Here is a 22,893-nt window from a genome sequence, read left to right as displayed (position 1 = left end):
GTAATGCTGTGCGACGTGACCACCCCGCAAGATCTCGACGACCGCTTCCGGGAGACGCTGGCGGCTCTGCCCGCCGCGCAGCGTCGGCGTGACCCCGCCGACCCGGTCACCGACGACGCCCCGCTTACCGGCGCCGAGCTGCTGGACCTGTTCGACGCGCAGGTGACGAGCCGGCAGCTCGACCTGGCCGGCCGCTGGCTGCGCAGCTTCGGGGAGGGCTTCTACACGATCGGCTCGGCCGGGCACGAGGGCAACGCGGTGGTCGCCGCCGCGCTGCGCCCCACCGACCCGGCGCTGCTGCACTACCGCTCCGGCGCCTTCTACTGCGTCCGGGCCGCCCAGGTCGCCGCCGCCCCGGCGTCCGACGCCGCCGACGCTTCCGCGTCCGCCGTCGAGCTGGACCCGGCCACCGAACCCGAGCCGGCCGGGTCCGCGCCACCCGTCGGGGGATTCGCGGCGTACGCCGAGGCGGCCCGGGACGTGCTGCGCGGAATGGTCGCCTCCAGCGAGGAACCGATCGCCGGTGGCCGGCACAAGGTGTTCGGCCGGGCCGACCTGGCGATCGTGCCGACCACCTCCACCATCGCCTCGCACCTGCCCCGCGCGGTCGGGATGGGACTGGCCGTGGAGCGGCTACGCCGGCTGGACACCGCCGGCCGGCGTGCCGGGGCTGGGGTGCGGGTCGGCAGCGGGGCCGGCGCGGCACACGCCCCCTGGCCGCCGGACGCCATAGTGGTCTGCTCGTTCGGCGACGCGTCGGTCAACCACGCCAGCGCCACCGCCGCGTTCAACACCGCCGGCTGGTACGACCACGCCGGGCTGCGCATCCCCGTGCTCTTCGTCTGCGAGGACAACGGGCTGGGCATCAGCGTCCGCTCGCCGGAGGGCTGGGTCGAGGCGACCCTGCGCGCCAAGCCGGGCATCCACTACCTCAGCGCCGACGGGGCCGACCCGGTGCGGGCGTACGAGGTGGCGCAGGAGGCCGCCGCCTGGGTGCGCCGGCATCGGCGGCCCGCCGTGCTGCACCTGCGCACGGTCCGGCTGATGGGCCACGCCGGCGCGGACGCGGAGTCGGCGTACCGCAGCCCCGCGGAGCTGGCCGAGGACCTCCAGGCCGATCCGGTGGCCGCCACCGCCCGGCTGCTCGTCGAGGCAGGGGTGGCGACTGTCGACGAGCTGCTGGCTCGGTACGACGAGACCGGCTGGCAGGTCCGCCGGCTCGCCGAAGAGGTGCTGGCCGAGCCGAAGCTGGCCTCCGCCGCCGACGTGGTGTCGGCGCTGGCGCCCCGCCGCCCGGTGCGGGTGGCGCGGGCGGTGGCCGACGCGGCGGCACGGGCCAGCGGGGCGGGCTCGGCGGCCCGGGAGGAGTCGTTCGGGGGCAAACCGCCCGAGCTGGCCGGCCCGCTCACCCTGGCGCAGAGCATCAACGCGGCGCTCGCCGACGGGCTGCTCGACCACCCCCAGATGGCCGTCTTCGGCGAGGACGTGGCCGCCAAGGGCGGTGTGTACGGGGTGACGAAGGGCCTACGGGACCGGTTCGGGGCGGCACGGGTCTTCGACACCCTGCTCGACGAGACGTCGGTGCTCGGGCTGGGCCTCGGCGCCGGGCTGGCCGGGATGCTGCCGGTGCCGGAGATCCAGTATCTGGCGTACCTGCACAACGCCGAGGACCAACTGCGCGGCGAGGCCGCCACCATGCAGTTCTTCTCGCGAGGCGCGTTCCGTAACCCGATGGTCGTCCGGGTGGCCGGGCTGGCGTACCAGGAGGGCTTCGGGGGGCACTTCCACAACGACAACTCGGTGGCCGTACTCCGGGATGTGCCGGGTCTGGTGGTCGCGGTGCCGGCGCGGCCGGACGACGCCGCGCCCATGCTGCGGACCTGCCTGGCGAGCGCGGCGGTGGACGGCAGTGTCTGCGTGTTCCTGGAGCCGATCGCGCTCTACCACACCCGGGACCTGTACACCGAAGGCGACGGGGAGTGGCTGGCTGGCTATCCGGAGCCCGGCTCGTGGGTGGCCGGGCACGTGCCGATCGGCCGGGCCCGCGTCTACCGCGTCGGCTCGGCCGACGACCTGACCATCATCACCTTCGGCAACGGGGTGCGGATGTCGTTGCGGGCCGCGGCCGTCCTCGCCGAGGAGGGGGTGGGCACCCGGGTGGTGGACCTGCGCTGGCTGGCGCCCCTGCCGGTGGCCGACATCATCCGGGAGTCCTCGGCCACCGGCCGGGTGCTGGTGGTGGACGAGACACGCCGGTCGGGCGGGGTCGGCGAGGGGGTGATCGCCGCGCTCGTCGACGCCGGATATGTCGGCGCCGCGCGGCGGGTGGCCGGAGTTGACTCGTTTGTACCATTAGGTCCGGCAGCACGTCACGTTCTGGTCTCCCCGGAAGCCATTACCGACGGTGCCCGTACGCTGCTGGCACGGTAAATTCCGTTGCACCCGGTGCGCCACTTGCGCGCAGAGGCACAACTGTGTGGACTTTGCCTGACGGCGTCGGTCCGACGCCGCGAGCAGGGACGAGATGAGGAGGCACGCGACAGTGAGCGCGACCGCTGGTCAGGCCGCCGACGGGGTACGCAGCCTGGCGGACCGGTTCGGAATCGAACCGGGGATGGTCGTCATGGAGATGGGGTACGACGACGACGTCGACCAGGATCTCCGGGACGCCCTGACCGACCGCTGTGGAGATCTGGTCGACGAGGACACCGACGAGGTGGTCGACGCCGTGCTGGTGTGGTACCGCGACGGCGACGGTGACCTCTTCGAGCTTCTCGTCGACGCCCTCGGCCCGCTGGCCGACAACGGGGTCGTGTGGCTGCTCACCCCGAAGGCGGGGCGTGACGGGCACGTCGAGCCGAGCGAGGTCGCGGAGTCCGCGCCCACCGCCGGCCTCCAGCAGACCTCGACCGTCAACGCCGGCCGGGACTGGAGCGGCGCCCGCCTGGTGCTGCGCCGTGGAGCCAAGGCCAAGAAGTAGTCCAATCCGCTCCCCTCGCGCCCGGCGGTCCGCGCCGCCGGGTGTGGCAGGCTGGCGTCGTCCCCCGACTCGACCCCCGAGGAGTTCGCATGCCCATCGCGGTTGGCGCCGAGGCGCCGGACTTCGTGTTGAAGGACCAGAACAACCAGGAGGTCCGGTTGTCGGACTTCCGCGGCAGGCGCACCGTGCTGCTGGTCTTCTACCCGCTCGCCTTCACCGGCACCTGCCAGGGTGAGCTGAGCGAGGTGCGGGACAACCTCGACGAGTACGTGAACGACGACGTCCAGGTGCTCACCGTCAGCGTCGACTCGGCCTACAGCCACAAGATCTGGGCCGAGCGCGAGGGCTACCAGTTCCCGATGCTTGCCGACTTCTGGCCGCACGGCGCCGTCGCCCAGGCGTACGGGGTCTTCAACGACGTGGCCGGCTTCGCCAACCGGGGCACCTTCGTCATCGACAAGACCGGGGTGGTCCGCTTCGCCGAGATGAACGGCCCCGGCGAGGCCCGCGACCAGCAGGGCTGGCGCAAGGCCATCGCCGACGCGACCGCCGGATAGGGGTACGCGTGCGGCCGGGTCGGCGGCGAACAGGTAGGCTTGCCAGCCACCGGCCCGCCGCACACGGGCGATCCGGGCGCGTAGCTCAGTGGGAGAGCACCCGCCTTACAAGCGGGGGGTCGCAGGTTCGAAACCTGCCGCGCCCACCCTTAACCAGCAGCGGAGCCCGCCCCGCGAAGATCAGTTCCCGCCATCCCGTGGCCAGGGCCAGTGGGCCGACCGGGCGAGGGCGGCCGTGCTGTCTGGTCCCACCACATGCTCTGCACATCGTCTAGCAACTCTGGAGGACGCGCTCCACGTCCGCGCCCGCCTGGACGACCACGGCGTCGGCGCGTAGTTCTGTGGGAAGGTGGTGCCGCTGCCCTTCGTGAGCGAGCAAGGTGGGGCAACCAGGTGGGAGCACAACGGCATCAGCGAGCCCGATGAACTTCACGAGCATGTCGAGAACGGCGCCAGCGGAGAACCGACTGATCATGAGACTGCCGAGCGTGCCGCCGGCAAGGGTGGCGTAGACGTCCGCGGTGCCGCCGTCGTCGGCACTGATGTGCCAGTAGCTGTGCTCAGGTTCTCGACGGTCGACGCGGGGCTCGAAAACGGCCAGGAACGCATCCCCCGCCAGAGGGGCGACGTCGCCCTGCTCGAAACGCTGAACGAACATGTCGTAGCTCACCCGAGCAAGTTATCGCCTCCGTCAGAACGATCATGTCAAACATCCTGGGCGCTATGTACCTTCCAAAAGGTCAGTCGGGGGAGCCCTCGCGGCGAGGCCGGAGAGCTGTACGGTCCAACGCCATGAGCTACGACCTGACCTTCGTTCCTCGAAGCGACGACCAGTCCTGGGATGACGCGTTGGACGCGGCAGAGGAGGCCGACAGCGACGAGCGCCCCAGCGGCGAGGCTTGGGCACGACTGGTGGTGGCGGCGCGGCAGGTGCTCGGCGAGGTTTCCGTCTTCGAGGGGGCCTACAACTATGAGTTGACCCATGAGAAGACTGGCATCCAGCTCAGCTACTACCGCCAAGAGGCTGGGATTACGGTTCCCTACTGGCACCGAGGCGGAGACGCTCGGGCGGTCGTCGCGGCGATGTATCAACTCGGCGAAGCCGTCCAGGCCGTCACGGGCTTACCCGGTTACGACCCCCAGTTGGAGCTGCCGTTGTCTGATGCCCTCGCGCAGCCCGAGCTTGCCGTCAGAGTCTTCGATGACGTCGCGAACTCCTTCAGGGAACGGGAGATTTCCAGCCCGAGCAATGGCTGAGTGACTATCTGGGTGGCAACGGGGACGAGCGACTGCGGACGTCCACCGACGATCGTGGACAGTGGCCAAAGACAGACTCCCATGGGCAGCCCATGTCGGCGAGCTGTGTTGGCTGGGGGCAAGGAGTCTTCGGAGCACACATAACGCACAAGACAGCGTTCAACGTCGGCAACTAGGGCCTGTTTCATAAGGGCGGTCGAGCCGAGGCGGAGTCCGGGCGGCGATCCGGCAAGGCGCGGTTTCGTTCGGATACCGGTGTTGTATCCGGACGAAACCGCAACGCCGCCGGTCGTCGTCCGGGCCCGCCGCAGGCCGGCCAGTCCTTATGAAACAGGCCCTAGCCGTCAACGACGTGAGTCGAGGAACGAGTGTGCGCAACGCGTCGACCAAGCCGCCGCGGGTCAGGCGAGGAGAGGTCGTCTAGGTTCCGCTTCAACGTCTCACGGTTCGCGCGACGAGCACCGAGGCATGCGTCGCATCGGACGGAAACCCAGCAGTACATGCGCTAAATCTTTTGTCGAGCTTCCCGAACGAACGCCCGCTGCACGGCAGCAAGCTTGGTGTGTGGGTAGGTCCGCATTCGGCAGTTACAGCCCCGGCTACTCCGCGACGAAGACTCCCACGCCAGGCAGGGTCTCGGTCATGCCTTTGATCCGTAATACCTGCATGGCGCGGTCGATCACCGGCTCGGTGACCCCGTAGTGCTCGATCAACTCTCGCCGACTGGGCAGCTTGGAGCCCGGCTGGAACTCACCTGACGCGATGCGTTCGGCGAGGTCGTCGGCGATCTGCTCGTAGCGGTAGCGCGGTGGCACGTGGCTCTCCTCGGTTGGCAACACGAGTAGACCACCTACGTCAGCCCTTGACTACCCAACGGTACCTGTGGGAGGTTTCCGAGGAGGTCGATTCCCTCGGTTGGCGCTGTCGGTCGTCCTCGCCGGCGTGGATGTCCGGCGCGTCCCCCGCGCTCGGGCATCCACGCCTCCAGATTGCTGCGGCACGAGGAGGCGGCGGTGCGTCCTTTGACTTGGGCGGCACGGCAGACCACGGCGCGAGCGGGAGTGGCGACCTGGTGAAGCGAGTCTCGTACGACGAGTACGTCCTGGCGGTGGCGTTAACTCTGGCTCGCCGTCACCGGCCCGTCTGGTCCTGGCGACATTGGCGGCGTACGTGCCGCTGCGGACGCGAGCTGCCATGCCGAAGCCGCCACCGCACCCCGATCAACCGCGGCCACTGGCCCAGTCAGGACGGCCCGTCGTGACCACGCACCAGCCGATCAAGCCGGCGTGGACGTGCGGCGGCTGTGCGGAGGAGTGGCCGTGCCAGACCCGGTGCCGAGAGCTGCGAGCCGAATACGACCGCGCCCGGGTGTCGCTGGCTCTCTACCTGGCCGCCCATCTCGTCGACGCCGCCCAGGACCTGGTCCACGTTCCCGCCAGCCACCTGCACTACCGCTTCCTCGGGTGGACCCGATGAGCATCCTGCGGCCTGGCGACGAGAAGTTCCACTACAGCGACGGCTCGCACAAGTGGATCCCACCGGACCCGGACTACGACCAGGAGGTCTGGGACGAACAGGTCCGCCAGCACAGGCACGGCCACCTCAGGAACGAGCGCCCGAAGGTCCGCATCCAGCGCCTCGTCTGACGGGAGCGAAGCACAGCAACCGGCCAGCCGAACCGAGCCGAGAGGCGTGTCAGCAGGCCGTCCGACCTCGCACCAAGCCGTCCGTGCGTGCGTCAAGGCCGGTCTTGACGTGACGGGCGATGTCAGGACTGGCTGCGGGTCCACTGCTGGTTGGTGCCGGTTCCGCAGGTGTACTGAGTGATGTCGGTGCCGTCCGCGGTGCCGCTGCTCACCACGTCCAGGCACTTGCCGCTGTGTCGGGCGCGCAGCTGGTAGTAGTCGCCGGTGGCGACCCACTGCCACTGCTGGTTCGTGCCCCCGCCACAGGTGTACTGGACGACGTTGGCGTTGTTGGCGGTGGAGGCGTTGGCGACGTCGAGGCATTTGCCGCTGTTCTGGTTGACGATCCGGAAGTAGCCGCTACCGGCGTCGCGGAACTCCCACTTCTGGTTCGTGCCGCCGTTCCAGGACCATTGTCTGACTTCGGCGTTGTCGGTGACGGCCCTGTCCAGCACGTCGATCACCTTGCCGCTGTTGCGGTTGGTGATGCGGTAGGAGGACGACGCCTCTCCGGTGACGGTGCCCGTGGCGGCGTCGATGGTGATGGTGGGATACCAGGTCAGGCTCATGGTCGTGGCGGAGGGGAAGGCGATCGGCAACCACACGTACTGGGAATCGTTTGCCGGCCCGCCCCACGCGCCGGCCCAGCGGTCGCCGAGGTAGAGGTAGCTCGTCGTCGACGTGCCCTGGATGGGGAGCACGAAGGCCGACTGGGAGCGGAAGGTGGTCGAGTCGGCGACGTTCGTCATGCCGGTCCACGGACCGGAAATGCTTGACGCCGTCGCGTACCTGGCCTGGTTCGGGCTCCAACCGGTCAGGCCCGAGGTGAGCATGAAGTAGGTGCTACCGCGCTTGAACAGCGCCGGTGCCTCACGGTTGCCGTCGTTCCAGAAGTTGCCGACAAGCGTGGCCACGGTCAGGTAGTCGGCGGTGAGGCGGTAGATGAGCAGGTCGCGGTTCTCGTCGCCGGCGGACACCATGTAGGCCGTACCGCCGTCGTTGTAGAGCGTGATGTCCCGCGACATGTTGCCCAACGGCCGGAAGCTGCCGTGGTAGGTGTAGGTGCCGTCCACGGTGGCCGAGGAGGCGACGGCGGCCCTGGCCTCGCCGTAGTCGCTGCCGTTCTCCTTGTGCATCCACATCACGTACCGGCCGGTGCTGGCGTTGTAGACGACCTTTGGCCGCTCGATGTTCGCCGTTTGCAGCTCCGACGCCGACGCCTGGGTCAGCACGTTGTTGCGGAACTCCCAGTCGCGCAGGTTGGTGGAGCGGTAGACGGAAACCGCCCGGAACGTGTTGTTGGCGTTGCGGTTCTCACCGAACCAGTAGTAGTAGTCGCCGACCTTGAGCACCCCACCGCCGTGCGCGTGCAGCACGTTGCCGTTGGTGTCGGTGAACTGCGTGCCGTTGGGGATCGTGACCGGCGCGGCCTGGGCCGGCGCGGCGGCCAGCGTGGTGACCGCCACGATCGCCGTTCCGACCAGGCTGAACGCTGCCAGCAGGGATAGCAGCCGTCTGTTGCGTCGCACTACGTTCGTCCTTCCATGGGCGGGCGGCGACCGCCGCCGGCATCGGAGCGACACCCTCGGACTCCGGTGCCATCCACCGCTGACAGGCGCCGGTTTACACCGGGGGTGACACCTTGATTACCGAGTGCGGACCACGGCGCAACCCTCCGAAACAATCCATCCATGAATGTACATCTGTTGTCGTCGTTGTCGACGACGCATCCACCGGCTAGCTCCGCCGTGGGAGCCGGTGCGGGTTCGCGGACGACGAGGCCCGCTACCCGACTTCCCGCCATACCGCGACGAGAGCCGACTCAGGCTGTTCCGGCGGCATCCGTGCGTGCGTTGAGGCCCGATTGACGTGCCGGCCGGACAAATTCAGTTGAAGGGCAGGTCTGGCGAGAGCGTTCGATACCAGAGGCAGGGAGCGCAGCACAGGAGGACGACGAGTGCCACGATGGCGACCAGGGCGATGCCGCTGAGGCTGCCGATCGCCAACAGGCTCTTGAATGCGTTACGGGTGTCGCCCGCTCCATCTCCGGCTCTGGCCATGACACTCCCGTGATCAGCAGGACTGGTTGATCAACACTCTGCCAAAGGCGGCGTCGGTGGTGTGCGGGGGTCTGGCGCTTCCTCCGCGTCGGTGACGTCTGGTGGGTTGAGGACGAGGTGCTGTACGTCCAGCGGGGCAACGCGGCGGCTGTGCCGTATCGAGGTCGCCTCGAATGGCGCCAGAAGTGGTAGCGCCGAGTCAACCGTGCGCTCCCATGTTGAGCCGTAGCGCGCGCATTGCCACCTCCTCGAACGGCTCGTCGAAAAGCTCGACCGTCACGTCGTCGGAGAGCACCTCGACGAGGTCCTCATGGCACACCACCAGGAAGTGGCGCTGCGACCCCGAGGCCGTCTGGTCGGGGAACGCGACGCGGTTCTCTGCCGCCAACCGGCCGGGCCACGGCGATCCCTGCACCTCGTAGAACCCGTACTCCCAGCCGTCGGTGGGGTCATGGAGGGGATGGCCGGGCAACGCCTCGTCGTTCGGGTAGCCGAAGATCACCTGGGAGAAGCCGGTGAAGGTCGCCATCGCCACCTGTCGTGCCCATGGTTCCCCCAGGGCTACGAAGACGAGGCGACAGCTGCGCTCGTCCGCGAGCAGCAGTTCACCTGATCCGGACGGCGACGGAGTCGCTCCGAGGTCCAGCATGACCACCCGCGGCTTCACGCCGCAGGATGGTACGTGCGTCCGCCCGAGTCGGCAGCCCGGCGTTGACCGCACCCGTTAGCCTTCGCGGTCATGGGCGCAATCAAGCCGTGGCACCTCGCGGTCCTCAGCATTTGTTGTTTCTTGCCAGCGGCGGCAGCGATCGCCGGTGGCGTCTGGGCCGTACGCCGCAAGCGCACCCGGCGCTGAGGCCCAAGTCCCACCCGGGGTCAGGCGTGATCCGCGACCATCACCCGGCTGTGGGCGAGTGACGTGGCACGGCGGATCGGCAGGTCGAGTGCCCGCGCCGTGTCGAGCAGGTCGTGGTCGCCGGTGACGGTGAAGCCGTGGCGGTCGAGCAGGGCGGCCATGGCGTCGGGCGTCCAGGTCGAGCGCCATGGCTCCTTCGCCCAGACGCTGCGCCGGCCGGTGGACGCCATCAGCAGCCGTGCGACGAGCCGGCCCAGCGTCAGAGATTTCCCGGGCAACTGGAAGTTGACGATGAGACGGCTGTCCGGCGCCGAGCAGGCGGCGATCGCGGCGAGCGTCGTAGACACCTCGGCCCTGGTCAGATACGGCACGACGCCTTCCCAGATCCACGTCGTCGGCTCGCCCGGGCGATGCCCGGCTACTGCCAGCGCCTCGGCGAGCCGGTCGCGGCCGAAGTCCACCGCGACGAACGTCGGCCCACTGCCGGGCAGGCCCTCGGCGCGTTCCCGTTTGTCGCGCTGACTGCTCGGCTGGTCGACCTCGAAGACCGTCGCGCCGGCGAGTTCCGCCATCCGCCAGGCGCGACCGTCCAACCCGGCCCCCAGGATAACCACCTGCGAGCTGGGGTGGGCGCGTACGGCGTCGTCGATCGCGACCGTGCGGGGCACGATCATCTCGGCGTTGGCGCGTACCGTCTCGTAGTCGACCCGTTGCCGCCACGGCCCGGGGGCGGCGGCGTGGCGTACCCACTCGACGGCCTCGCGCTCGTCGGCGCGGAGGAGGCGCACTGCCGTCGGGTCCGCGAAACGGCCGGGAGCGACCAGGCCGTCCGCCGCCGCGCGGCCCTGGCAGACAAGCACCGCCGTGCGACTCGGCTGTGGGGTTCTCGGCACTGGTATCGCTCCCGTCCTTGCTCAGGCATGGGCTCCGTGGCCGACGGTAGCGTTCCGCGAGGCCCCTCGGCCCGCTAGCCTCGATCCCCATGACCAACGCGGACGAGCACGGTCACCCCGAACCGCCGATCGCGGGCGACGAGACCGCCACCCTGCTGGGCTCCCTCGACCGCCAGCGCGCCACCCTGGCGTGGAAGACCGGCGGGCTCGACGCGGCCGGCCTGCGGGCGACGCTCGGCCCGTCGTCGATCACCCTGGGCGGGCTGCTCAAGCACCTGGCCCTGGTCGAGGACCTGTACTTCTCGCTGAAGCTGGCCGGACGCTCACCCGGGCCGCCGTGGGAAACCGTCGACTGGGACGCCAACCCCGGCTGGGAGTGGCGAACGGCCGCCGAGGACACCCCCGAACAGCTCTACACGCTGTGGCGGGAGGCGGTGGCCCGTTCCCGGGCCACAGTCGCCGAGTTGCTCGCCGACGGCGGCCCGGAGCAGTTGGCCCGGGGCGAGTGGCCCGACGGGCGGGTGCCGAGCCTGCGCCGCGTCCTGGTCGACCTGATCGAGGAGTACGCCCGGCACGTCGGGCACGCCGACCTGATCCGGGAGTCGGTGGACGGGCTCACCGGCGAGGACCCACCCCGCTGACCGAAAGCTACTTGGTCACCAGGTTGCGTAGTGCCGCGATCGCCGCCCGATCACTGACCTCGGCGTAGATCTTCTTGTCGGCGCCGACCAGGACGACGTACGGGCACTTCTGGTCGTCGCCGGTCATTTTCTTCTCCAGCAGCTTGCGGCCGGTCGCCGTCTCGTAGACCCGCAGACGCCAACTGGTCCGTACCAGCGGCAGGCTCTGCGGCTTCGGGTCGTCGAACTTGCAGGTGCGGATCGTCGAGCCGGAGCTGACCCGGTCCAGGCAGGCGACGATCTGCACGACCTTGGGGTCCTCCGAGGACCACGTCTGCTCGACCTTCTTGGACAGGCCCAGGTCGTAGTAGTAGGTGTCGTTCTTGCGGCGTAGACCAGGGGTGTCCGACAGGAGCAGGACGACCGGGTGCGGTGCCTTACCGGCGCGCTTGGGCAGCTCGGGGTAGTAGACGTCCTCGTCGCACACCCGGTTCAGGTCCTCGATCTTCTCCGCCGGGTACGCGCTGGCCTGCGGCCCCTGCACGACGGGTTCCTCGGAGAGGCTGGGGGAGGGGCTGGCGTTCGTCGGGGGGCGCGCCGGAGCGGTGGCCTCCGGGTCGGACGCGGTGGTCTCACTGTCACGCAGCAGGAAGAAGCCACTCACCAGGCCGAGGCACAGCACCAGCAGGACGACCACGACGCCTCCGACGACGGCGGCGACGATGGCGGTGCGGTTCGAGCTGGTGGGCGGCTGGGCGGCAACCCACCCGGGCGGGCCGGTCGGATCGGCCGGCGGCGGTGGCAGCTGCATGGCTGGCGCCTGATCCGGCGTTGACGCGAGCTCGGGCGACGTGTCCGGTGCGCCAGTGGGATCTGGTGAGGCCGGGGTGGGGTCCGGCGGCGGGCTTGCGGCAGGGTCAGCCCCGGTCATGGCGACGTCCTTTGTTGATCAAGGGGAAGGCCCGACTGTATCAACAGCGCGTACACAACGTGACCCCGTTTTCGGCAGCCCGTGTGGGGTGACACGTGCCGGCGCTGGCTCGTGTTGCGCGACAGTCATGATGGGCGCGTGCAGGACACCGTTGCCGTCGCGCTGATCACGTCACTGTCCACGTTGGCCGCTGCCGCCCTGACCGGGCTGGTCGGCGCGCTCAGCACCCGCCGGCAACTCGCCCACCAGCTCACCGTCGCCCGCCAGGAGAGCGCCGAGCGGTGGGCGACCCGCCGCGACGAGCTGCGGCGCGACGCGTACGTCGGGTTCCTCAGCGCCTGCGACGCGGCGTACCGGCGGTTGGACCGACGGTGGGTCGAGCCGGGCGTGGACACTGCCACGCCCGGCTACGACGAGACGTACGCGGCGCTGCGCGCCGTGGACGAGGCGTACAACCTGGTGTTGCTTGAGGGTCCGGCGGACGTCGCGGCGGCGGGCCGGTCGGTGCTGGCCAGCGTCACCACGGAGTACGCCGAGCAGCGCCGGCTCGCCGACGAGCCGGGCGACGCGGCAGTGCCGTTGCGCGACAGGCATCGGGAGCGCTGGCTCGCGGCCATCGAGGTACGGACGAATCGCCGGGTTTCCTTCGTCGACGTCGTGCGTCAGGCGTTGGGTCGGGACGGCTGACGCGGGGGCAGGATGGCGCCGCACGCCTGTCGACGGGCTGCCGCAGCCCGGTGTCCTCAGCTGGTGAAGCCCCCGTCGACGTTCACCACCGCCCCGGTCACGTAGCCCGCCTCGGGACCGGCCAGGTGCGCGACTGTCGCCGCGATGTCGGCGGGGCGGGCGTACCGGCCGACGGCGGTGAAGCCGGCGATGGCCGCCGCGTTCGGCCCGTCGGCCGGGTTGGCGTCGGTGTCCGTGGGCCCCGGGTTGACCAGGTTGACGGTGATGCCCCGGGGGCCCAGCTCGCGGGCCAGCCCTCGGGTCAACCCGACCAGAGCGGTCTTGCTCATCGAGTACAGGGCCAGCCCGGGGAAGACCGCCCGTTCCCCGACGTTGCTGCCGATGCTGATGATCCGTCCGCCGTCGCCCAGGTGCCGCAGCGCCGCCCGCACGGCGAGGTACGGCGCCCGCACGTTCACGGCGATCGTCTGCTCCAACTCCGCCGCGCCGAGATCGCCCACGGCGCCGACCAGGAACACGGCCGCGTTGTTGACCAGGATGTCCAGCCGGCCCAGCTCGGCGGCCGTCCGGTCGACGGCGTCCCGGACGGCCGTCGGGTCGGCGTTGTCGGCCTGGATCATCAGGGCCCGCCGGCCCAATGCCTCGATCCGCTTCACCACCGCCGCGGCCTGCGTGGCGTCCTGCCGATAGGTGAGCGCCACGTCGGCCCCGTCCTGCGCGAGGCGCAGTGCGATACCGGCCCCGATGCCGCGGGAACCCCCGGTCACCAGGGCGGCCTTGCCGTCAAGTGTCGTCGTCGTCATGCAAACGATCATGTCGACGGCTCGTCGTCGAGTCTGGCGGCCATCGGACCACTGGTTCCCAGCGCCGGGTCCGTTTTCCGCCGCCGGTCGGCGACGCCCTATCCTCGTGACGGAGCGTAGGGGGAGTGTGGTCGTGGAGCTGGCAGACGTCGACGCGGTGCTGTTCGACATGGACGGCACCCTTGTCGACTCCGACGCCGCCGTCGAGCGGGCCTGGGAGCGCTGGGCGTCCGAGTACGCGGTCGAGCCGGCGGCGGCGCTCGCTATCGCGCACGGCAGACCCGCCGATCAGACGATCCGCCGGCTCCTTCCCGCGCTCGACGACGCGGCGGTCGCCGTGGCGGCGGCACGGCAGTTGGCGTTGCAGTACGACGACCTGTCCGACGTGCGGGCCACCCCGGGCGCCCACGAGCTGCTGTCGACGGTGGCCCGGTTGGGGTTGCCCTGGGCGGTGGTGACAAGCGCCGACGTCCGGCTGGCCGAGGCCCGGCTCGGTGCCGCCGGCATCACCGCGCCCGTGCTTGTCACAGTCGAGGACGTGCGCGCGGGCAAGCCGGCCCCGGAGGGCTACCTGCGGGCCGCCGCGCTGCTCGACGTGGCACCGGCGCGCTGCCTGGTCGTCGAGGACGCCGAGGTCGGGTTGCAGGCCGGGCGCGCGGCCGGCGCGATGACCGCCGCGCTCAAGGGACTCGACGGCGACCTGCGGCTGGTCGACCTGACGCAACTGGCGTACGGGTTGGCGGCGGCTGCGGCACGCTGACCGCCAGCCCCGCGGAGCCCGGGCGGGGTCAGGTGAGTCGCTGGGCCAGCCACGGGAGCAGCGCGTCGGCCTGGGCCTGCTGGAACGCCCGTACGGTGGGAATGCCGGGTGGCGGCGGGCGGCGGGCGCTGTCGGCGAAGAAGCCGGCCAGCCCGGCGTACACACCGGTGAGCGCGGCCGGGTCGACACCGGTGGTGAGCGGCAGCCGGCCCAGCATCGCCTCGGTGTCGTGCCCCCCCGAAGAGGCGGACGTTCACCAGCAGTAACGCGGTGTCCAGCCAGGCCGGCCCCCGGCAGGCCCACGGCCAGTCGACCACTGTCACCGTGCCGGCGGCGTCGAGCAGCAGGTTGTCGGCCCGCACGTCCAGGTGGCAGAGCGTGTCGCCGGTCAGCGCGGCGACACCCTCGTCGGCGGCGTGCCGCAGGTGGTCCAGATGGGCGCGCACCCACGGATCGAGTCGTGGCGGCGGGTCGGCGGCGATCCGGTGCCAGCCGGCGAAGTCCCCGGCCAGCAGGTCGGCGGCGGCCGGCACGTGCGCGACCGGGCTCGGGGTGAGCGCAACGGCCATCGCCTCCAGTGCGTTCAGCACACCTGTCAGCTCGTCGGCCCGCCACGGGGTTGTCGGGTGCCGTCCGTTCACGTCGGAGAAGACAAGCGCCACCCACTCGCCGTCGTCGTGGCAGCCCAGCAGGCGGGGCGTCGGCGCCGTCGTCGGCAGCGCGCCGGAGGTACGGGCCTCGGCGCGGTGCATGACCGGGCTGTCCGGGTTCTGTGCGGGGCTGACCGCCTTCACGAAGGCCCGCCGGCCGGTCGCGGTGCGGACCCGGTCGGCGGTGCCCGGCGAGAAGCCGCCCGGCTGGGACACCGCCTCGATCACCCGGTCACCGATGATGCCCTCCACCGCGGACCGGACCGCCGCCGGCAGATCACCCCAGCCGATCCGCGTCGCTGTCCGCTGCATCCACCCACGGTGCGCCCGGCCCGCCTCGACGAACAACCCAATTCCCGGTGGCGGCGTCGGCGGTGTTCTGCTGCACTACCCGCTGGATTCGAGATCGAAGGGGAGGCCCCGGTGGAGTTGACGCTGTCGCCGATGACCGAAGAGGAACTGGCCCGGCTGTGGGAACCGCTGGAGGTGGGCTACGCCGAGGATCTGGTCGCGCACCGGGGCATGACCCCGGAGGCGGCACGGGAGCGGTCGGCGCAGCAGATGCGGGAAGGGCTGCCGGCGGGCGCGGCCACCGAGGGAGTGCTGCTGCGGTTGGCGCGGGTCGGCGACACCGAGGTCGGGTGGATCTGGGTGAGCCTGCCCGGGGTGGGTACGGCGGGTGGTCCGACGCAGGCGTGGATTCTGAACATCGAGGTCCATCCGGCGTACCAGGGGCGTGGGCACGCACGACGGATGATCCAGCTCATCGAGGCCGAACTGGCCGGACTCGGGGTGGCCGAGCTGGGGTTGAACGTCTTCGGCACGAACACCGTGGCGATCGGGCTCTACCGGAGTCTGGGCTTCGAGGTCACCGCGCAACAGATGGCCAAGCGCCTCGACCCGTCCGGCTGAGCCACCGCCGCCCCGGCCAGGACTGTTCCTCCGACCAGCGGGAAACCGCTGCGGAACGCACCCGGGGAGGAGCGACGGATGACGCATGGCGCCGGACTGACCATCGGTGTGCTCGGCTCGTACGGCGGCCGGAACCTCGGCGACGAGGCGATCCTCACCGGCCTGCTCACCGATCTACGCACGCAGGAACCGAACGCCCGGATCATCGTCTTCTCCCGGAACCCGGACCACACCCGGGCCGCCCACCCGGACGTGGAGGCGGTGCCCTGGGAGGGCGTCAGCCGGACCGACTCGGCGTTGGTGCTGGCCCAGCTCGACCTGCTCATCCTGGGCGGCGGCGGGATCCTCTACGACCGGGAGGCCCGCCGCTACCTGCGGGTCGTCCGGGTCGCCCAGGAACGCGGCCTGCCCCTCATCACGTACGCGGTGGGGGTCGGGCCGCTCAGCGACGCGGTCGACACCGGCATGGTCCGGGAGACCCTCGCCGGCGCGACCCAGGTGACCGTCCGCGACCAGGAGTCCCGGATGGTCCTGGAGGAGGCGGGACTGCTCAACCCGATCACGGTCACCGCCGACCCGGCGTTCCTGTTGCAGCCGGCCGACTTCCCGGCGCACCTGCTCGCCGAGGAGGGGGTGCCGGCAGGTAAGAGGCTGGTCGGGATCAGCGTGCGGGAGCCGGGACGGGCCGCCGAACGCCTCGACGTCGACGGCTACCACCGGCTGCTCGCCCAGATCGGCGACTTCCTGGTGCACCGCATCGACGCGTACGTGCTGTTCGTGCCGATGGAACGCGACGACATCCGGCACTCCCACGGGGTGCTGTCGCACATGGTCGCCGCCGAGCGGGGGCGGATCCTGCACGGCACCTACTCGCCCGAGCAGGTGCTCGGGCTGATGCGCCACTTCGACCTGGCCGTCGGCATGCGCCTGCACTTCCTGATCTTCGCGGCGATGGTGGGCACGCCGTTCCTGCCGCTGCCGTACGCCGGGAAGGTCTTCGACCTGGCCCAGCGGCTCGGTGTGCCGGCGCTGCGCGGCGTGGAGCGGGAGGTGGAGGGTCCGCTGCTGGCCGAGGTCGACCGGCTCTGGGACGAACGCGCGGAACGCGCCGAGGCCACCGCCCGCCGGGTCGCGGAGGTCTGCGAACAGGCCCGGGGCACCTCGGAGGTCACCCGTGGCGTGCTGGAGAGGCTGCGCAGCCAGACCCTCACCCGGGCCTGACCAGCTGTCACACCGCCGGGCCGGTCCACCGGTAGCGCCACTCGCGGCTCTCCTCGCGGGCGGACTCCAACTCGTAGATCTGCGCACCGGCCAGCCCACCGGACCCGAGGTGGTGGTGGGTGAGCGGCGGGCGGCCGTTGGTGTCCAGCTCGACGGTCACGGTCTGCCCGTCCGCCGCGCCGCCGACGAGGAGGATCTGCACGGATGAAGCCATGCGCCCATCCTGCCTGTCGCGAGCGCGCCTCGCAGCGGGATGCGGGGCAGCGCGAGGGCTCCGACGTCGTTAGGGTCGGCGAATGGTGGAGCAGACCATCGATCCGACGCTCGGCCCGGTGCTCGCCCGCGTCGGCGACGAGCGCGCCGTGCTGGACTCGTTCCTCGACTTCCACCGTGCCGTGGTGCTGCGCAAGCTGCGTGGCCTGTCCGACGCCGAGGCGACCCGCCGGCTGGTGCCCTCCGCGACCACGCTCGCGGGGCTGGTCAAGCACCTGACGGTCGTCGAGCGGAACTGGTTCCCGGTGCTGCTCGCGCCCGAGCCCGACGACGTCTACCTGACCTCGGAGGAGGACGCGGTCGCGAGCTTCACGGTCGACGAGCGCGACACGGTCGACGGGCTCGTCGACGCGTACGAGCGGGCCTGCGCCCGCTCCCGGGCGGTCGCCGCCCGTTTCGACCTCGACCACGTGGTGCCGCACCCGCAGCTCGGTGAGGTGTCGGTGCGCTGGATCCTGGTCCACCTGATCGAGGAGACGGCCCGGCACGCCGGCCACGCCGACATCCTGCGCGAGCTGACCGACGGGTCGACAGGCGCGCTCTGACCCCGGCCGTCCGTCGTCATCCGGCGGGTAGCAGGCCCGGCGGATACTCCATGCCGTCGTGGGCGCAGGCCGCCGCGGCGACCCGTGCCGCGTACCGGGCCGCCTCCGGCAGGGGCTCGCCCCGCAGCCGCCCGGCGATCAGCCCGGCCGCGAACGCGTCGCCGGCCCCGTTGCTGTCCACCACCGGCCCCGGCGCGGCGGCGGGCGGCACCGGCGCCCGCGTGCCGTCGCCCGGGTACAGGTCGGCGCCGTCCGCGCCCCGGGTCACCACCACGGTCCGGGGGGCCAGCGTGCCGGCGAGCGCCGCGGCTCGCTCGGCCAGCCGCACCCCGCTGACCAGGACCAGGTCGGCGACCTCGGCGAACGGCCGGTGGTAGGGGTTCGTGCCGTCCCAGTCGTGCAGGTCGGTGGAGAGCGACATGCCCGCCGGGAGCGCGGCCCGCACGGCGGGCAGCAACGGCACCGCCCAGTCCATGATCGAGAGGTGGACGTGCCGGACGCCCCGGACCAGTTCGGCGATCTGGCTGGGCGAGAACGGCGGGTCGCCTCGCCACGGGCGTGGGTCGTACAGCGAGGTGCGTCGGCCACCCGGGTCCACCAGGTTCACCGACCGTCGGGTGCCGCCGCGGTCCTGCGCCAGCACCGCCGGCACCCCGGCCCGGGTCAGCGCCGCCCGGACCAGATCGCCGGCCGGGTCCGCGCCGAGGGTGTCGACCACCCGGACCCGCAGGCCGAGCGCCCGACCGGCCAGCGCCACCCCGGCGCCGGTGTTGCCGATCCGCAGCTCGATCGGCTCGACGGTGTGCGAATCGGCGGCCGGCAACGGCAGCGCGGGCACCCGCACCCGCACATCCACCCCGAGCCCTCCGACAACAAGCAGATCCTCCACACGTCGACGCTAACCCATGCGTCCCCCTCGCCGATCTTGCACTTTCGGTCGCGGGCATAACGGGCATACGGCGCACAACGTCGACCGGAACCGCGCGATGGCGCGAGGGGTGCGCCGGGGTCGCGCCGGGGGCCGCCTATCCTGGGCGCGGGCGGCGACGAGGGGGAGTAGGTGCTGGTCATCCACGGGCTGTGGAAGCCCGGCGACAGCTCGACCGGCGGCCTCGCGCTCTGGGCCGAGGACAGCGCCGCGCCGCCCGCGCCGGCCCGCTCCGGCCGGCCGCCCCGGGAGCGCCCACACCCCTTCGCCGCCGGGCACGTCGAGCTGGCCGCGGCCCTCGCCGACGCCGCCGAGCCGGCCCGCCCGGCCACCGCGCTGCTCGCCCTGCCCACCCGGGCGGGCGCGCCGACCGACTCACCCGAACTGATCCGGACCACCGTCGCACCCCCGGCCCGGAGCCGGCTCACCCTGGCCGCGTGGCGGGTGCCCACCCTGGTGTACGCCCCAGACGACGCCCTGCTCCTGCTGCGCGCCCTGGACGACCTCCCGGTCGTGCCCGGGGCGACCCTGCGTCACCTCGCCGAGCTGGCCGACTTCGCCGCCGACCTGGTGGCCCGGGGCCGTGTCCTCCCCGGCGTCAGCACGCCGATCAACACCCCCGGGCCGGCCGACGCCGACGCCGACGCGACGGAGGGCGGCGGAGTGTCGCGCGCCGGGTCGGCCGATGTCCGCGTAGCCGGACCGGCCGCGGACCAGGTGACTGCGCGGGCGGTGTGGCGTCCGCTGCTGACCGGCACCGACGCCGGCTGGGCGCGATCGCTGGCACTGGCCCTGCCGCCCGCCGCCCGTGCCGCCGCAGCGAGCACCTCCGATCCGGAGGGGTCCGAGGTGACGGCTGCCGTGCTGGTCGCGGACGCGCTCGACGCGCTCACCGACGCCGCCGCGCGGGCGGCCCTCGCGACCACGACGCTGGCCCGAGGGGTGCGGCCCGGTGGGCCCGCGCCTGCCTGGCTGGCCGCGCTCGCCGGTCCTCGCCGCGACTTCAGTGTCGACCAGGCGGCGCTGGATATCCTTCGCGCCGAGCTGGACGACTGGCAGCGGGACGCGGCCGGCGGCGCTGTCCGAGCCAGCTTCCGCCTGGTGGAACCGGCCCCCGACGAGGTCACCGAGCCGATCCTGGCCACCCGTCCGCTACCGGGCGACGCGGCCGGGTCGGCGGAGGCCGGCCTCGTCGAGGAGGCGCCGGTCGTCGGCGCGCGGTGGCGGCTGGAGTTCGGGTTGCAGGCGGCCGACGAGCCGGGTCTGCACATCGACGCCGGGGAGGTCTGGCGGGCGCACACGCTCGACGGTCTCGCCGACCGTACGGCCAGTCCGCAGGAGACCCTGCTCGCGGAGCTGGGCCGGGCCAGCCGGCTCTGGCCCGACCTGGACGCCGCGCTGCGCACCGCCGCGCCCGAGGCGATGGAATTGGACGTCGAGGGCGCGCACCGGTTCCTCAGCGAGGGCGCTCCGGTGCTGCACGCCGCCGGCTTCGGGGTGCTGCTGCCGTCCTGGTGGCGGCGGCCGTCGGCGCGGCTCGGCGCCCGGCTGCGCGCCCGCAGCCGGACCGCACCCGGCACGGTGGCCAGCACCGAGGCCGGCGTCGGGTTGGACGCGCTCGTCGACTACCGCTGGGAGGTCGCGCTCGGCGACCAGCCGCTGTCCGCCGACGAGTTGGCGGCGCTGGCCGAGCTGAAGACGCCGCTGGTACGGCTACGCGGCCGGTGGGTGGAGCTGGACCCGGGTCGGCTCGCGGCGGGTCTGCGCCTGCTCCGCTCGGCCGGCGAGTTGAGCGTCGCCGACCTGTTGCGCCTCGGCCTCGCCGACGGCGACGACACCGAGGCGTTGCCGGTGCTGGAGGTGACCGCCGACGGGGCGTTGGGCGACCTGCTCGCCGGTGCCGTCGAGCGCCGGCTCACCCCGCTCGACCCGCCGCCGGGTTTCCAGGGGACGCTGCGGCCGTACCAGCGGCGGGGACTGGCCTGGCTGGCGTTCCTGCGGTCGCTCGGCCTGGGCGGGGTGCTCGCCGACGACATGGGGCTGGGCAAGACGGTGCAGTTGCTGGCGCTGCTCGCCGGAGATCCGCCGGAGGCCGGGCCGACCCTGCTGGTCTGTCCGATGTCGCTGGTCGGCAACTGGCAGCGGGAGGCCGCCCGGTTCACCCCGGGGCTGCGGGTACACGTACACCATGGGGCCGAGCGGGCGCGGGGGGCGGAGTTCACGACTGCCGCGCACGGTGCGGACCTGGTCCTCACCACCTACTCGGTGGCCGCCCGTGACGCCGTCGACCTGGCCGGCATCGACTGGCACCGGGTGGTGGTGGACGAGGCGCAGGCGATCAAGAACGCCTCCACCCGGCAGGCCGAGGCGGTCCGCGCGCTGCCGGCCCGGCAGCGGGTGGCGGTGACCGGTACGCCCGTGGAGAACCGGCTCGCGGACCTGTGGTCGATCATGCAGTTCGCCAATCCGGGGCTGCTCGGGCCGGCGGCGACGTTCCGCAAGCGGTTCGCCGAGCCGATCGAGCGCCACGGCGACGCCGAGGCCGCCGAGCGGCTGCGCCGGATCACCGGCCCGTTCGTGCTGCGCCGGCTCAAGACCGACTCGTCGATCATCTCGGACCTGCCGGAGAAGCTGGAGATGGAGGTGCTCTGCAACCTCACCGCGGAGCAGGCCGCTCTCTACCGGGTGGTGGTCGACGACATGCTGGCCCGGATCGAGACCAGCGACGGCATCGAGCGACGCGGGCTGGTGCTGGCCACCATGACCCGGCTCAAGCAGGTCTGCAACCACCCCGCCCAACTGCTGCGCGACGGCTCGGCGCTGGAAGGCCGCTCCGGGAAGCTGGCCCGGCTCACCGAGATCCTGGAGGAGGTGCTGGCGGCGGGGGAGCGGGCGCTGCTGTTCACCCAGTACGCGGAGTTCGGCGCGATGTTGCGCGGTCACCTGTCGGCGCGGTTCGGCCGGGAGGTGCTGTTCCTGCACGGTGGGCTCGGCAAGGCCGAGCGGGACGCCCTGGTGCAGCGTTTCCAGTCGGCCGACGGACCGCCGCTGTTCGTCCTGTCGCTCAAGGCCGGTGGCACCGGTCTCACCCTGACCGCCGCCAACCACGTGGTGCACGTGGACCGGTGGTGGAACCCGGCGGTCGAGGACCAGGCCACCGACCGGGCGTTCCGGATCGGGCAGCACCGGCGGGTGCAGGTCCGCAAGTTCGTCTGCGCCGGCACCGTGGAGGAGAAGGTCGCCGCGATGATCGCCGACAAGCGCGCCCTCGCCCAGCGGGTCGTGGGCACCGGCGAACAGTGGATCACCGAGCTGTCCACGGGTCAGTTGCGGGACCTGTTCGCCCTGGAGGCCGGGGCGGTGGTGGAGTGATGAGCACCGACCGTTTCGCCGACTACGGCCGTCCCCGCAAGGTCGACGGCGGGCTGCGGGCACGAAGCGCCCGGGGCGCGATCGGGCGGTCCTGGTGGTCCCGGCGCTTCCTGGAGGTGCTGGAGTCGTTCGCGCTCGGCACCCGGCTGACCCGGGGCCGGTCGTACGCGCGGGCGGGTCAGGTGCTCCGGCTCGACATCGCGCCGGGCCGGGTCACCGCCCAGGTGCAGGGCTCCCGGCCCCGGCCGTACGAGGTCTCCATCGCGCTGGCGACGTTCCCGGCCGCGCTCTGGACCCGGATCGAGGACGAGCTGGCCGGGCAGGCGTTCTTCAGCGCCCGCCTGCTCGCCGGGGACCTGCCCGACGAGCTGGAGGAGCTGTTCGTGACGGCGGGCGCCCCGCTGTTCCCGGCCGCCGTGGACGAGCTGACCCAACGCTGCAACTGCCCCGACTTCGCGGTGCCGTGCAAGCACCTCGCGGCCACGTTCTATCTGCTCGCCGAGGCGTTCGACGCGGACCCGTTCGAGCTGCTGCACTGGCGTGGCCGTTCGCGCGCGGACCTGCTCGACCGGTTGCGCGCCCGCCGGGCCGAGGCCACCGGCACGGCGGTGCCTCCCGGACCGTCCACACCGGACGCCGTACCGTCGGTTGTGGACGCGGTGGACGTGCTGCCGCCGGTCGGTGCGGCCCGGGCGCTCGCCGGGCTGGCGGCCACCCCTCTCGCGGAGGCGGTGGACCGCTTCTGGGCGGCGCCGGTGCCGCTGCCCGACCGGCCGCCGCGGCTGGCGACCGGGCCGGATCTCCTGCTGCGCCAACTCGGCCCGCCGGCGCCGGCCATCGGTGGGCCGGGCCTGCTGGAGCGGCTGCGGCGCGCGTACCGGGCTTTCGGCCCGGGGTGAGCGG

General features: G+C 72.1%; 23 protein-coding genes, 1 tRNA gene and 3 pseudogenes. 16 read left to right on the top strand and 11 right to left on the bottom strand.

The genetic code is table 11. From position 1 onward, the window contains the following. Nucleotides 1-3 precede the first annotated feature (3 nt). From MILUP08_RS26415 to MILUP08_RS26400, 4 genes are all read left to right on the top strand, one after another. A complete protein-coding gene (locus MILUP08_RS26415; protein ID WP_007463485.1) occupies nt 4-2,430 on the top strand; it encodes a thiamine pyrophosphate-dependent enzyme in 2,427 nt (808 codons plus the stop codon). Nucleotides 2,431-2,542: 112 nt separating this feature from the next. Continuing rightward, nucleotides 2,543-2,980 carry a DUF3052 domain-containing protein gene (locus tag MILUP08_RS26410; protein WP_007463483.1) on the top strand — a complete coding sequence of 146 codons (438 nt, stop codon included), beginning with the start codon at nt 2,543-2,545 and terminating at the stop codon, nt 2,978-2,980. Between the two features lie 89 nt (nt 2,981-3,069). Then, nucleotides 3,070-3,537 (top strand): peroxiredoxin, encoded by a 468-nt coding sequence (locus MILUP08_RS26405; RefSeq protein ID WP_007463481.1) that lies wholly within the window; start codon nt 3,070-3,072, stop codon nt 3,535-3,537. Nucleotides 3,538-3,611: 74 nt separating this feature from the next. Continuing rightward, nucleotides 3,612-3,683 (top strand) — tRNA-Val (locus MILUP08_RS26400). A gap of 125 nt (nt 3,684-3,808) precedes the next feature. Here MILUP08_RS26400 and MILUP08_RS26395 read toward each other — a convergent pair. Further along, a complete protein-coding gene (locus MILUP08_RS26395; RefSeq protein WP_007463477.1) occupies nt 3,809-4,207 on the bottom strand; it encodes a hypothetical protein in 399 nt (132 codons plus the stop codon). A gap of 122 nt (nt 4,208-4,329) precedes the next feature. On the opposite strand from MILUP08_RS26395, the gene MILUP08_RS26390 reads away from it, so the two are divergent. After that, nucleotides 4,330-4,794, top strand: coding sequence for a hypothetical protein (locus tag MILUP08_RS26390; RefSeq protein WP_007463475.1), 465 nt, complete (start codon nt 4,330-4,332; stop codon nt 4,792-4,794). A 599-nt stretch (nt 4,795-5,393) separates the two neighbouring features. Here MILUP08_RS26390 and MILUP08_RS26385 read toward each other — a convergent pair. Continuing rightward, complete coding sequence (locus MILUP08_RS26385) at nt 5,394-5,633, bottom strand: winged helix-turn-helix domain-containing protein (RefSeq protein ID WP_007463473.1); 240 nt, start codon at nt 5,631-5,633, stop codon at nt 5,394-5,396. A gap of 418 nt (nt 5,634-6,051) precedes the next feature. On the opposite strand from MILUP08_RS26385, the gene MILUP08_RS26380 reads away from it, so the two are divergent. Further along, the gene (locus MILUP08_RS26380; protein ID WP_007463472.1) at nt 6,052-6,270 is read left to right on the top strand and encodes a hypothetical protein; all 219 of its coding nucleotides are present in this window, start codon (nt 6,052-6,054) and stop codon (nt 6,268-6,270) included. Further along, complete coding sequence (locus MILUP08_RS36120) at nt 6,267-6,440, top strand: hypothetical protein (RefSeq protein WP_007463470.1); 174 nt, start codon at nt 6,267-6,269, stop codon at nt 6,438-6,440. The genes MILUP08_RS26380 and MILUP08_RS36120 overlap by 4 nt, the downstream gene beginning before the upstream one ends. Before the next feature lie 122 nt (nt 6,441-6,562). On the opposite strand, the gene MILUP08_RS26370 is transcribed toward MILUP08_RS36120, so the two are convergent. The 4 genes from MILUP08_RS26370 to MILUP08_RS26360 all read right to left on the bottom strand — a co-directional run bounded on the left by MILUP08_RS26370 (nt 6,563) and on the right by MILUP08_RS26360 (nt 10,288). Next, the gene (locus tag MILUP08_RS26370) at nt 6,563-8,008 is read right to left on the bottom strand and encodes an RICIN domain-containing protein (protein WP_007463468.1); all 1,446 of its coding nucleotides are present in this window, start codon (nt 8,006-8,008) and stop codon (nt 6,563-6,565) included. A 357-nt stretch (nt 8,009-8,365) separates the two neighbouring features. After that, nucleotides 8,366-8,539: a hypothetical protein gene (locus MILUP08_RS36115; protein WP_007463466.1), complete on the bottom strand. Its 174-nt coding sequence runs from the start codon at nt 8,537-8,539 to the stop codon at nt 8,366-8,368. Nucleotides 8,540-8,738: 199 nt separating this feature from the next. Further along, the gene (locus tag MILUP08_RS26365; RefSeq protein WP_039906671.1) at nt 8,739-9,206 is read right to left on the bottom strand and encodes a hypothetical protein; all 468 of its coding nucleotides are present in this window, start codon (nt 9,204-9,206) and stop codon (nt 8,739-8,741) included. A gap of 209 nt (nt 9,207-9,415) precedes the next feature. Beyond that, entirely contained in the window at nt 9,416-10,288 is an 873-nt protein-coding gene (locus tag MILUP08_RS26360) for a class I SAM-dependent methyltransferase (RefSeq protein WP_007463462.1), read from the bottom strand. An 89-nt stretch (nt 10,289-10,377) separates the two neighbouring features. Here MILUP08_RS26360 and MILUP08_RS26355 point away from each other — a divergent pair, with 89 nt between their 5' ends. Next, nucleotides 10,378-10,929 (top strand): DinB family protein, encoded by a 552-nt coding sequence (locus MILUP08_RS26355; protein ID WP_007463460.1) that lies wholly within the window; start codon nt 10,378-10,380, stop codon nt 10,927-10,929. 7 nt (nt 10,930-10,936) lie between these two features. Here the strand turns inward: MILUP08_RS26355 and MILUP08_RS26350 are convergent, their stop codons facing one another. Then, nucleotides 10,937-11,719 carry a hypothetical protein gene (locus MILUP08_RS26350; RefSeq protein ID WP_051065812.1) on the bottom strand — a complete coding sequence of 261 codons (783 nt, stop codon included), beginning with the start codon at nt 11,717-11,719 and terminating at the stop codon, nt 10,937-10,939. Nucleotides 11,720-11,977: 258 nt separating this feature from the next. On the opposite strand from MILUP08_RS26350, the gene MILUP08_RS26345 reads away from it, so the two are divergent. Next, a complete protein-coding gene (locus MILUP08_RS26345) occupies nt 11,978-12,526 on the top strand; it encodes a hypothetical protein (protein WP_007463457.1) in 549 nt (182 codons plus the stop codon). Nucleotides 12,527-12,582: 56 nt separating this feature from the next. Here the strand turns inward: MILUP08_RS26345 and MILUP08_RS26340 are convergent, their stop codons facing one another. Beyond that, nucleotides 12,583-13,329, bottom strand: a complete 747-nt coding sequence (locus tag MILUP08_RS26340; RefSeq protein ID WP_144057016.1) for an SDR family NAD(P)-dependent oxidoreductase — start codon at nt 13,327-13,329, stop codon at nt 12,583-12,585. Between the two features lie 133 nt (nt 13,330-13,462). Between MILUP08_RS26340 and MILUP08_RS26335 the strand changes: the two genes are divergently transcribed. After that, nucleotides 13,463-14,089 (top strand): HAD-IA family hydrolase, encoded by a 627-nt coding sequence (locus tag MILUP08_RS26335; RefSeq protein ID WP_007463452.1) that lies wholly within the window; start codon nt 13,463-13,465, stop codon nt 14,087-14,089. Nucleotides 14,090-14,117: 28 nt separating this feature from the next. On the opposite strand, the pseudogene MILUP08_RS26330 reads toward MILUP08_RS26335, so the two are convergent. Next, nucleotides 14,118-15,051, bottom strand: a pseudogene (locus tag MILUP08_RS26330) (phosphotransferase). 132 nt (nt 15,052-15,183) lie between these two features. Between MILUP08_RS26330 and MILUP08_RS26325 the strand changes: the two are divergent. Both MILUP08_RS26325 and MILUP08_RS26320 read left to right on the top strand, forming a co-directional pair. Next, on the top strand, nt 15,184-15,651 hold the full coding sequence (locus MILUP08_RS26325) for a GNAT family N-acetyltransferase (RefSeq protein WP_144057015.1): 468 nt from the start codon (nt 15,184-15,186) through the stop codon (nt 15,649-15,651). 78 nt (nt 15,652-15,729) lie between these two features. After that, nucleotides 15,730-16,872 (top strand): polysaccharide pyruvyl transferase family protein, encoded by a 1,143-nt coding sequence (locus MILUP08_RS26320; protein WP_007463446.1) that lies wholly within the window; start codon nt 15,730-15,732, stop codon nt 16,870-16,872. 7 nt (nt 16,873-16,879) lie between these two features. On the opposite strand, the gene MILUP08_RS26315 is transcribed toward MILUP08_RS26320, so the two are convergent. Next, nucleotides 16,880-17,086, bottom strand: coding sequence for a hypothetical protein (locus tag MILUP08_RS26315; RefSeq protein ID WP_007463445.1), 207 nt, complete (start codon nt 17,084-17,086; stop codon nt 16,880-16,882). 82 nt (nt 17,087-17,168) lie between these two features. Between MILUP08_RS26315 and MILUP08_RS26310 the strand changes: the two genes are divergently transcribed. Continuing rightward, on the top strand, nt 17,169-17,690 hold the full coding sequence (locus MILUP08_RS26310; protein WP_007463443.1) for a DinB family protein: 522 nt from the start codon (nt 17,169-17,171) through the stop codon (nt 17,688-17,690). Between the two features lie 16 nt (nt 17,691-17,706). Here MILUP08_RS26310 and MILUP08_RS26305 read toward each other — a convergent pair whose 3' ends face one another. Next, nucleotides 17,707-18,579, bottom strand: a complete 873-nt coding sequence (locus MILUP08_RS26305) for a carbohydrate kinase family protein (RefSeq protein WP_007463441.1) — start codon at nt 18,577-18,579, stop codon at nt 17,707-17,709. A 171-nt stretch (nt 18,580-18,750) separates the two neighbouring features. On the opposite strand from MILUP08_RS26305, the pseudogene MILUP08_RS37480 reads away from it, so the two are divergent. The 3 genes and pseudogenes from MILUP08_RS37480 to MILUP08_RS26295 form a co-directional block, all read left to right on the top strand. After that, a pseudogene (locus MILUP08_RS37480) lies at nt 18,751-19,218 on the top strand (ATP-dependent helicase); the annotation flags it as partial. Between the two features lie 123 nt (nt 19,219-19,341). Then, a pseudogene (locus MILUP08_RS26300) lies at nt 19,342-21,990 on the top strand (DEAD/DEAH box helicase); the annotation flags it as partial. After that, nucleotides 21,990-22,889 carry an SWIM zinc finger family protein gene (locus tag MILUP08_RS26295; RefSeq protein WP_007463437.1) on the top strand — a complete coding sequence of 300 codons (900 nt, stop codon included), beginning with the start codon at nt 21,990-21,992 and terminating at the stop codon, nt 22,887-22,889. The pseudogene MILUP08_RS26300 and the gene MILUP08_RS26295, both read left to right, overlap by 1 nt. Nucleotides 22,890-22,893 lie beyond the last annotated feature (4 nt).

This window comes from Micromonospora lupini str. Lupac 08, from assembly GCF_000297395.2.
Taxonomy (GTDB): Bacteria; Actinomycetota; Actinomycetes; order Mycobacteriales; family Micromonosporaceae; genus Micromonospora; species Micromonospora lupini.
The sequence above is the reverse complement of the archived record's forward strand: the minus strand, read 5'-3'. Positions and strand labels throughout refer to the sequence as shown.

Coding starts and splice junctions, on each gene's coding strand:
- MILUP08_RS26390 (WP_007463475.1), top strand. CDS start 4,330: ATGAGCTACGACCTGACCTTCGTTCCTCGAAGCGACGACCAGTCCTGG.
- MILUP08_RS26355 (WP_007463460.1), top strand. CDS start 10,378: ATGACCAACGCGGACGAGCACGGTCACCCCGAACCGCCGATCGCGGGC.
- MILUP08_RS26320 (WP_007463446.1), top strand. CDS start 15,730: ATGACGCATGGCGCCGGACTGACCATCGGTGTGCTCGGCTCGTACGGC.
- MILUP08_RS26415 (WP_007463485.1), top strand. CDS start 4: ATGCTGTGCGACGTGACCACCCCGCAAGATCTCGACGACCGCTTCCGG.
- MILUP08_RS26350 (WP_051065812.1), bottom strand. CDS start 11,719: ATGCAGCTGCCACCGCCGCCGGCCGATCCGACCGGCCCGCCCGGGTGG.
- MILUP08_RS26295 (WP_007463437.1), top strand. CDS start 21,990: ATGAGCACCGACCGTTTCGCCGACTACGGCCGTCCCCGCAAGGTCGAC.
- MILUP08_RS36120 (WP_007463470.1), top strand. CDS start 6,267: ATGAGCATCCTGCGGCCTGGCGACGAGAAGTTCCACTACAGCGACGGC.
- MILUP08_RS26340 (WP_144057016.1), bottom strand. CDS start 13,329: ATGACGACGACGACACTTGACGGCAAGGCCGCCCTGGTGACCGGGGGT.
- MILUP08_RS26405 (WP_007463481.1), top strand. CDS start 3,070: ATGCCCATCGCGGTTGGCGCCGAGGCGCCGGACTTCGTGTTGAAGGAC.
- MILUP08_RS26315 (WP_007463445.1), bottom strand. CDS start 17,086: ATGGCTTCATCCGTGCAGATCCTCCTCGTCGGCGGCGCGGCGGACGGG.
- MILUP08_RS26310 (WP_007463443.1), top strand. CDS start 17,169: ATGGTGGAGCAGACCATCGATCCGACGCTCGGCCCGGTGCTCGCCCGC.
- MILUP08_RS36115 (WP_007463466.1), bottom strand. CDS start 8,539: ATGGCCAGAGCCGGAGATGGAGCGGGCGACACCCGTAACGCATTCAAG.
- MILUP08_RS26325 (WP_144057015.1), top strand. CDS start 15,184: ATGACCGAAGAGGAACTGGCCCGGCTGTGGGAACCGCTGGAGGTGGGC.